The 8,950-nt window shown below is 41.5% G+C and carries 10 protein-coding genes; 5 read left to right on the top strand and 5 right to left on the bottom strand.

The genetic code is table 11. The features are described 5' to 3' along the window. Positions 1-75 precede the first annotated feature (75 nt). The 4 genes from FWE23_08020 to FWE23_08035 are packed head-to-tail and all read left to right on the top strand — an operon-like array spanning position 76 to position 1,933. Entirely contained in the window at positions 76-591 is a 516-nt protein-coding gene (locus FWE23_08020; protein MCL2845379.1) for a sigma-70 family RNA polymerase sigma factor, read from the top strand. After that, entirely contained in the window at positions 578-832 is a 255-nt protein-coding gene (locus tag FWE23_08025) for a hypothetical protein (protein ID MCL2845380.1), read from the top strand. Before FWE23_08020 ends, FWE23_08025 begins: the two co-directional genes overlap by 14 nt. Before the next feature lie 23 nt (positions 833-855). Next, a complete protein-coding gene (locus tag FWE23_08030) occupies positions 856-1,317 on the top strand; it encodes a periplasmic heavy metal sensor (protein MCL2845381.1) in 462 nt (153 codons plus the stop codon). Between the two features lie 43 nt (positions 1,318-1,360). Next, positions 1,361-1,933 carry a hypothetical protein gene (locus FWE23_08035; protein ID MCL2845382.1) on the top strand — a complete coding sequence of 191 codons (573 nt, stop codon included), beginning with the start codon at positions 1,361-1,363 and terminating at the stop codon, positions 1,931-1,933. Positions 1,934-1,995: 62 nt separating this feature from the next. Here the strand turns inward: FWE23_08035 and FWE23_08040 are convergent, their stop codons facing one another. From FWE23_08040 to FWE23_08060, 5 genes are all read right to left on the bottom strand, one after another. After that, positions 1,996-2,313 carry a hypothetical protein gene (locus tag FWE23_08040; protein MCL2845383.1) on the bottom strand — a complete coding sequence of 106 codons (318 nt, stop codon included), beginning with the start codon at positions 2,311-2,313 and terminating at the stop codon, positions 1,996-1,998. 244 nt (positions 2,314-2,557) lie between these two features. After that, positions 2,558-3,124, bottom strand: coding sequence for a cell envelope integrity protein TolA (locus FWE23_08045; protein ID MCL2845384.1), 567 nt, complete (start codon positions 3,122-3,124; stop codon positions 2,558-2,560). A gap of 321 nt (positions 3,125-3,445) precedes the next feature. Then, positions 3,446-5,347 carry a molecular chaperone HtpG gene (gene htpG, locus FWE23_08050; GenBank protein MCL2845385.1) on the bottom strand — a complete coding sequence of 634 codons (1,902 nt, stop codon included), beginning with the start codon at positions 5,345-5,347 and terminating at the stop codon, positions 3,446-3,448. 195 nt (positions 5,348-5,542) lie between these two features. Further along, the gene (locus FWE23_08055; protein ID MCL2845386.1) at positions 5,543-5,815 is read right to left on the bottom strand and encodes a type II toxin-antitoxin system YafQ family toxin; all 273 of its coding nucleotides are present in this window, start codon (positions 5,813-5,815) and stop codon (positions 5,543-5,545) included. A gap of 3 nt (positions 5,816-5,818) precedes the next feature. Then, positions 5,819-6,082, bottom strand: coding sequence for a type II toxin-antitoxin system RelB/DinJ family antitoxin (locus tag FWE23_08060; protein ID MCL2845387.1), 264 nt, complete (start codon positions 6,080-6,082; stop codon positions 5,819-5,821). Between the two features lie 387 nt (positions 6,083-6,469). On the opposite strand from FWE23_08060, the gene FWE23_08065 reads away from it, so the two are divergent. Continuing rightward, positions 6,470-8,950: leucine-rich repeat protein (locus tag FWE23_08065; GenBank protein ID MCL2845388.1), on the top strand; the 2,481-nt coding region annotated here is incomplete at its 3' end.

Genomic DNA, 8,950 nt, shown 5'->3' on the forward strand with positions numbered 1-8,950 from the left:
TCAAAAGTTCATATCTTTGTAACAAAACTATTGATTAGCAATAACTAACAATACGAACGAAGCACGGAGGAAGATTTGCTCGATTTGCCGCTTGATGATTTGCAAAACTACGGAAGCGCGCGTGGTTTCAAAAAGATTTATGACCACTATGCTCCATTTGTTTGGCGGGTTGTGCTGAGAACGCTAAAAAACGAAAGCGACGCTAAAGTTGTTTTGCAAAACGTTTTTGTCGTTCTTCACAAAAGCATAAAAAACTTTCGTTTTGAAGCGGCGTTTTCTACTTGGATTTACAGAATTGCGCTTAATGAAACAATGAAGTTTATCAACAAGAAGAAAAGCAGGCGGGAATTGCCGCTTAATGAAAACATAGAAGTTAAAAGCGGCGAAGACAGGATAAGCGACAAAAATCTTGCGGAAAAAATACTCTCATCGCTTTCCGCGCAAGAAAGATTTTTGCTTATAAGCCGAGAAGTCGATGGGATTTCGTTTGACGATTTGGCGCAGATTACAGGAAAAACTTCGGGCGCGCTTAGAGTAGAAATTATGCGGTTAAAACAAAAGATAAGGGAGGATTTCGATGAAAAATTTTGATGATTTTATTGCTCAAATCGGTAATAATTTACCGCCCCTTCCCGACGATGTTTACGGAAAAGTGAGATTTCGCATAGTAGGCGAAAAGTATGTTTTGCCTGCACTTTTCACAGTTCCTGCGTTCATTCTTGCTGGCGTTTTGTTGCTTGCGCCAAAACCGCAAGAGCCGCTTGATGATTTTTTCACACAAAGCGAAGACGTGCTTTTTATAGACGATAGTTTTTATTCATTGCTTGATTGAACAACAATAAAAGGAGGATTTTTATGAAGAAGATTTTAAGTTTTATTTTAATTTTGGCGCTGACATTTACGTGTTTTGCACAACAACAGCAACAAAGAAGAGGCGGCGGCGAAAACGAGGGTGGTCAAAACAGAGTTCGTTTCATAGAAACGTTAGATTTAACACCTGCCCAAAGAGAGGCGTTCGTTGAACTGCGCAGAGAATTTCGTGCAAAGGACTCTGACAACTTCGCGAATTTAGACAAACTGAGAAACGAATTAATTGACGAAGCCGCAAAAAATGTGGTCGATTCCGCCCAAATAAGCAGAATTGTTTCTGAAATCGGCAATCTGCATTTAGCCCTTTCGGTAAATATGTACCAAAATATCCGAAAAGTGAAAGAAATTTTGACCGAAGAGCAATTTCAACGCTTTATAGAGCACAGAAAAAGCAGAATTAACAGAAATGTTGCACGAAATCGGGGCGAAAGCAAGCAAAATCAATAATTTTGCAGTATATTTACACTACATTTAATTTTGAGGAGAGGTTATGCAATTACCAAAGACCCCGCGAGGTCAAAAATTCAAAGAAAAAATATGTATGTACCCCGGTTGTGGCAAGGTTTTTTACGGTATCCATATTTCCAAATATTGTGTTGAACACAGAAAAGACAGGTATAGAATTCGCAAAAGGACGAAACCCGAAGATGTGAATTTGAAAAACCAGACAATTCAGCACAAATATACAACGGTAGTGGAACAAACTATGAACTGCGCTTTAATTCAGTGTACCAATCAGTTTACAACAAAGATTTTTCCGCGTCAATATATTTATCCCAAATTCTGCCCCGAGCACAGAAACGAATACAAAAGAGAGAGGCATTTGAGACAAATCGGACGCGAAGATTTAATCGAAGCAATGAAAGCGGATAGCGGAATGTTTTCAATACTTCCGACAGAAGAAGAAAAAATCATTGACGAAAACGACGATGCAGTCGGAACAAACGATGAAATCCAAGAAGAGTTTATCGAAGAAGAGGAAATCGCCATTATCCCTGAAGATTTTGTACCATTAGAAGAGTTCGACGAAAGTATGCTCAACGATGAGGATGATGTTATTTAATTTATCACAATTCTGAAATAGAAGACTTTAGGCTGACTGCAAATTGCAGTCAGCTTATTTTTTTACGAAACTATACTTTTAAGCAACTCTATTCGTTTTCTTAGCGCAGAGCAAAGTTTTTTGTTCCGTTCGGCAAGGAGCGACGGGTCGCTGACTGCTTTTGAAAGAATTTCTGCGAATTCGTCTTCTATGCCGTCAAGCGTATCAAGATTTAACCACGAAAAATCCTTTACTAATTTTATTTGATTTTCGTGCTTACTTCTGAAAGGTTTGCTTTCAAGCTGCGCGCTCGGAGCCGTTAACGCCAACTCCTTGCACCACATTGATGTTCCGCTGTCGTAAATAGGTGCAACAGATAACCATTCAAGCGTTTTTGCCAAGCGCCCCGACAGGCAGACGCGCCTCGTTCAGCAGTTCTCCGAACGCAGAAATAGTCCCGCCGTCGTCAAGTTCCAGCTCAATTACGGAAATGTCTTTGTGCTTTAATATAAATTTCACTTTTTTTCTCCCCTCTGAATTAAGAGAAAATAATATTTGGCATAAAGAAAGTGCGCAAATAAACAGTGCAAACAAAAAGTGATTGCAGTTTTTACACGCTAACAGACAACAAACAGTTGGCTAAACCTAATCTCTTGTATAGACAATATCGTTTAATGTAAATGTATTACCACCCCTGAAAGTAAAAACATCTGATTGCCAACCACCACAACTATAATAAACATCTACCATTCCATTTCTATGAGTCCAGTCGAAATTACAACGACCACCACGACCAGTAAGATCTCCCCTATTGTTTGAATTAAATGTAAATACACCCCACTGATCGTTTCTCCATCTTCCGACAATTGAGGAATTTCTGGCAGGTTGCGCTGGTGCCTGCCGCTTTCTCTCGTCCTCTGCCTGTCTTCTCTCTTCGGCGGCTTGTTGTTCTGCTAATTGTCTTTGCAGTGCGTCCAATTCGGCTTGTAATTTCATTGCGGTAATTTCCGCTTGCAACCTCAAAACAGTCGAGTCTGTTTCAATTCTTATTGCTTCTAACTCAATTTTTTGTGTGGCTTGCAAATGCCTAACCTCGTTATTCATATTTACCACAGCCACTGTGCCGCCAATTCCTACGGCAGAAGCCACTCCAATCGGCACAACCTGTTGCCAAACCAGCCTGTCAATACTCTTTAATACCCACTTAAACATTCAATCCTCCTTAGCCGCTCTCGGCAAATTAAATAGTTAAAACAGAAACAGCAAGGGCTGTCCTGCAAATTCATAAATTTGCAACAACTTGTGAAAAACTACCTGTATGAAAAAAACAAACGGCAAGCAGAACAGCCCACGGAGGCAATTCTCCGCTTGTTTTATCAATAGATAGTAGTAAATAGCAGAAACAAAAATTCCACTATTCACAAGTTGTTGCGGTGGTAAAATAATATTTGCCACAAACAAACAGCATAAACAAAAAAAGTGAGTGCATTTTTATGCACTCACCTATCTAAACTACCAAAGAAATCCGCCGACTTAACTCGCCGCTTTCTCAAACATCTTGTTTACTCTTTGCATATACCCCGACAAGTCCTTTACGGGTTGTCCGCTGGCTATCAGCGCTTGTTCGTAAAGCAATTTTACCCACTCTTGCAATTCTTCGCTTTTGGAATCCTTTTCGTAGAGCGCGTTTAATTTTTCGATAACGCCGTGATTGCCGTTTATTTCCAGAATTTTCTTGCTTTCGGGAATTGCTTGTCCCATTGCTTTCATCATTCTTTCCATTTGAGCGCCCATTGCGCCGCCGCCGTCAACTACTCTTGCCGCGCTTTCTTTGAGACGGTTGGTTATTTTCACCTCTTCTACGTCCGCGTCAAGAATGTTTTTTACGCGACCGACGAATTTTTTGTATTTCGCCTCGCTTTCTTCGAGCGCTTTTTTCTCGTCGCCTTCGAGTTCGCCCAAATCAAGTTTGCTGTCGGCGATGTTTTTGAGTTCCTTACCCTTTACTGTAAAAAGCGCAGGAATAATAAACTCGTCTATCGGGTCGGTAAAGTAAATTACTTCGATGTTTTTGTCGCGGAAAAGTTCCATATTCGGGCTTTTGCGAACGCCTTCGTAGGTCTCGCCCATAATATAGTAAATGTCTTTCTGCTTTTCGTTCATTCGCGAAATGTATTCGTCAAAGGAAGTCAAAAATTCTTTGGTTTCGCCGTGGCTCGAATTAAAACGCACCAATTCGGTCAAGGTCTCGCGGTTATCGTAGTCGTTATACAAGCCCTCTTTTAGAATTGTTCCCAATTCTCTCCAAAACGCCTCGTATTTTTCCTTGTCTTTTTCGGCGAGTTTCTGCAATTCCGAGAAAATCTTGCCCGTAAGCGCCTTGCGAATTTTCTTGATAATCGGATTTTCCTGCAAAATTTCGCGGGAAACGTTGAGCGGCAAGTCCGCGCTGTCCACAATTCCGCGCACAAAACGCAAATATTCGGGCAAAAGTTCCTTAACATCGTCCGAAATAAACACTTTTTTCACGTAAAGTTTTACGCCGTGTTTGCGCTCTTGGTTATACATTTCAAAGGGCGAAAGTTTTTCGGGAATAAACGCGATTGCCGAGTATTCCATTGCGCCTTCCGCCTTTGTGTGAATGGTTTTCAGGATTTTCCCGAAGCCCCCGCACGCCTGCGAATAAAATTCTTCGTATTCTTCTTCTTTAACCTCGCTCGCGCTTCTTTCCCAAATCGGTTTAAGCGAATTTATTGTTTCCGGTTCGCTTTTTTTGCCGTCTTTTTCGTCCGCTTCCGAAACTGTGCTCATCATCTGCACGGGAAACGCGATAAACGACGAGTATTTTTTCACAAGCCCTTTGAGTTTGTAGTCCTCCAAATATTCGTCTTCGCCCTCGTTCAAATAAATGATGACGTCCGTTCCTGTTTCCAAACGCGCCGCCTCTTCAATTTGATAAGTCGTTTCGCCCGCGCCGCTGCTTGTCCAGCGATATGCAACGTCGCCGCCCGCTCTTTTGGTCAGAACCTCCACCTTGGAAGCAACCATAAACACCGAATAAAAGCCCACGCCGAACTGTCCGATAAGATTGGAATCAAGTTTTTGGTCGCCCGAAAGTTTTTCGAGAAACGCCTTGCTTCCACTGCGGGCGATAGTCCCCAAATTGCTGATAAGTTCTTCGCGGTTCATTCCCACGCCGTTGTCGGAAACCGTCAAAACGCGGTTTTCTTTGTTTGCGGAAATGGTGATTTTAAGAGTATCGGCGTCCGCATTTATCGCCGAATTTGTAAGCGCCTCAAAGCGAAGTTTGTCGAGCGCGTCGCTTGCGTTAGAGATAATTTCGCGCAAAAATATCTCTTTTTGGCTATAAAGCGAGTGGATCATAAGGTTAAGCAGCTGCTTCGCCTCTGTTTGAAATTCAAGTGTTTCAGACATTTTTTTCCCTTTCTTGTAAAATTTTTGTCTTTTGTTAGGGGGAAAATACTATTTTTATCAAGCAAAAGGCAAATACATATTATTTTTTGCATAAAATATTCAACAATGATGCGTATTTGTTACAAAACACTATTTTACACAAAGTCGTTGGAACTTTTGTGGTTTCAGGTAATATATGCTAATGGCGCTAGACTTTTAGAATAGGTCGGAGTGTGTTCCTGTCGCAGTTGCGATTAAAATCAGCTCGTCATTCAATATTTTATATATTAACAACCAATCAGGTTCAATATGGCATTCAAAGTGTCCGGAATAATTCCCCGTTAATTTGTGATTTCGATATTTTGGCGGAAGTTCGTTTCCGTTTGCCAATAAATACAAAACTCTTTCCAGTTTTGATATATTTTTGCCTCGTTTTACCATTCTTTTAACGTCTTGTTTCATATCTTTGGTGTAGCGTATTTCAAGCATAACTCAGTCCTCTAACATAGAAGCAACAGCGTCTTTTGCCGTTTTGAATTTCGGCGACAAATTATGTCCGCTGTTTGCATCGTTTATGGCTCTGAGCAATCTCGCGTTTGGCTTTTTTATAGCAGGAAAGGAAATTTTTTTGCCGCAGACAGAAGAATAGATAAACATTCTCAGCGCAGTTGCTGTGTTTATTCCTATGCCGGCAAAAAATTCATCGGCTTGTCTCTTTATGCCGTCGTCAATACGGACAGATATTGTTTTAGTCATATTAAATCCCTTTCTTGAAGAGCTTTTTGACCTTAAAATACGTTATGCGCAATAAAAAACAAAACATTTTCACAAAAAACCGTAATCCTCAGTAAAAATAACGTATTTTCCCCTTGCCAAAAAGATACGATATAGCGGAGATACTATCTCTGCATTTCGTTAAATTGTAGTTTATGTAGCTTGTATAAAAGCAATATAAATCTTAACACTAGAACAACTCCGGTTGTTCTGCCCATCTTGTGTTAGGATATGTTTTTTACTTATGTAAACTACAAAAACGATTAGGTGTATTCGTGTCTTTTTGGCGAAAAATATGAATTTTCGGCAGAACGACCTCTTTTTGTTTCTGTCGGAAAATTTAACAATTTTAATTTAGGAGGTTGCCTTATGGGCAAATTTAGAATTATCAAGATTTTAGCGGCGATATGGATTGCCGCAAGTGTGGCGTGGGGACAAACGTGGGAAATCGGCGATCCTTTCACAGGAAATGCAGGAGATGTTGTCGCAACTTTGAGTGGAGGAACGCTTACGGTGAGCGGAACGGGACAGATGTCCCTAACGGGTGGAACCCCCTGGGCGCCCGTCAGAGATAGTATTACCACTATTGTCATAGGAAACGGTGTAACAAATATCACGGAGCGTGCTTTTAGTAACCTTACCAATTTAACATCTGTCAGCATTTCCGAAACAGTTACATATATCGATAGAGATGCTTTTGCGTACGCTACCAATTTAACATCCATAAGAATTCCTAACTCAGTAGAGGTAATAGGCAATAGTGCTTTTTCGAATGCCAGTCGTTTAAGCGATGTGACTATTGGCAATTCGGTAAGAATTATTGGACAAAATGCTTTCTATCTCAACACGGCTTTGACATCAATAACTCTTCCTAATTCCGTGACAGAAATCGGAGGGGGGGCGTTTTGGGGTGCCGGTTTGACATCAATAAATATTCCAAATTCCGTGACATCTGTTGGATCCGTCGCTTTTAGGGGTTTTAGTGCGACGGCAGATGCTGATTTAAGTGATTTATTGGGAGGGAATTTAGAGACGGTAACTATTGGGTACTCTTTGGCGACTATCGGGGGAGAAGTGTTTGCGAAAAATCCAAAATTAACGGCTATTAATGTGCATGAAAACAACACTTATTTTCGTTCTATCGATGGCATTTTGTTTAATAAAGCTGCGACTACTTTGATACAATACGCAACCGGCAGAGAGGGACATTATACAATACCGAGTACAGTAATAACTATTGGAGCCGGTGCATTCGAAAATGCCGCCATAACATCAGTGACCATTCCAAATTCAGTAACACAGATTCAATTGAGAGCTTTTGCCGAATCTCGCCTGACAGCATTGACTATTCCCGCTTCGGTGACAACGATTGAACAATTTGCTTTTTGGATTTCTTGGATAACCCAATTAACATCAGTAACCAATTTAGCGACTACCCCGCAGGTAATTTTTTATAATCAGTTCCACTCTCATGCTTTCTCAAACATGGTATTATACGTCCCACCGGAAGCGGTAAACGCATACAGTGAAGATTATCATTGGGGGCGCTTTGGACACATTCTCGGAATCGGTGAATGTCTTCATAGTTTCGGCGCTTGGACGGTAATAACCGCCGCAACCTGCGAAACAAACGGATTACGGCGAAGAACTTGCACAAGAAACGGTTGCGATTTTGAAGAAACAACGCCGATGCTTGCAGGTCCCGATTTGGCAAACGGGAAATGGCACGGTTGGGAAATTGATATTGACACATTAGGTTCTCGAGTAAGTTTTAATGTCGAACCCGAAAACGTTTCATTTACATTTAATACGGCAACATCAAACGCAGGGCAGAACAGATGGGCTTGGACTGCAATCAGGACAGAATTTGACAGCGACTGGGAGGAATTTTCCGAAATTGATATTACATATTCTTCAAACGAAGCGCTACTTTTAATTTTGGCGATGGATGACCCTCAATTATCGGACGGCGGAGCGCTTTTCAGAGCAAATTTGGCGGCAGGACAAAATATTACTCGAACGCTGAGCTTGTCTGATTTTGCGCAACCTGCTTGGGTAGGCAACGGCGCATTCCGCAGACCGAGCATAGACAAATCTCTTTTAAGCGGTGTAATTATTCACAATGTCGTCGAAGGCAGAGCAACAACGGGCTCAATAAATCACCTTTCTCTAAGAGGAGTTTCGGTGGACTGCAATATTTTTGATTTTGATTGCACTGCACACGAATGGAGCGACCCTGCTTGGGATACGACAGGCGTAAGCTGCACAACCGCGGGAACAAGAAGCCGAACAAGAACCTGCTCATTATGCGGCGACACCGATATACAAAATGAAGATGTCGCGGCATTAGGGCATAACTGGGGCTCGTGGCAGATAACGCCTGCAACTTGTTTTGCGGCGGGCGACAGCACAAGAATCTGCCAAAGAGACAGCACCCATATCGAAAGCAGAGCGATTGCGCAGTTAACACAAGATTGTCCGATAAATATAACAAGCAATTTCACCGACACGAATTTCCTTGCGGCAGTGTATTCTTTAATAGAAAAAACCGCCCCCGCCCCGATTTTCAACACCGACGTTAAAGACATCGACACCTTGGATTTGCAAATAATCAATGAAGTAAGAGCGGCAAGAAACGAATCGACTATTCCGACAATCAGAAATTTGAGCGGCATAGAACATTTTGTCTCGCTCGAATACCTGAACGTCAGCGGACACGACCTAACCGAACTCGATTTGTCGAGTAATGTTAATTTGATACATCTTGATGTCAGCGGCAATTTGATAAGCGAACTTGACTTGTCAAATAACACAGCGCTTAAAGAATTGAAAGTCGAAGGCAATCGTATA

This window comes from Chitinivibrionia bacterium, assembly GCA_009779925.1.
In the GTDB taxonomy this organism is placed as follows: domain Bacteria; phylum Fibrobacterota; class Chitinivibrionia; order Chitinivibrionales; family Chitinivibrionaceae; genus WRFX01.

Coding starts and splice junctions, on each gene's coding strand:
- FWE23_08025 (MCL2845380.1), top strand. CDS start 578: ATGAAAAATTTTGATGATTTTATTGCTCAAATCGGTAATAATTTACCG.
- FWE23_08030 (MCL2845381.1), top strand. CDS start 856: ATGAAGAAGATTTTAAGTTTTATTTTAATTTTGGCGCTGACATTTACG.
- FWE23_08035 (MCL2845382.1), top strand. CDS start 1,361: ATGCAATTACCAAAGACCCCGCGAGGTCAAAAATTCAAAGAAAAAATA.
- FWE23_08045 (MCL2845384.1), bottom strand. CDS start 3,124: ATGTTTAAGTGGGTATTAAAGAGTATTGACAGGCTGGTTTGGCAACAG.
- htpG (MCL2845385.1), bottom strand. CDS start 5,347: ATGTCTGAAACACTTGAATTTCAAACAGAGGCGAAGCAGCTGCTTAAC.
- FWE23_08055 (MCL2845386.1), bottom strand. CDS start 5,815: ATGCTTGAAATACGCTACACCAAAGATATGAAACAAGACGTTAAAAGA.
- FWE23_08060 (MCL2845387.1), bottom strand. CDS start 6,082: ATGACTAAAACAATATCTGTCCGTATTGACGACGGCATAAAGAGACAA.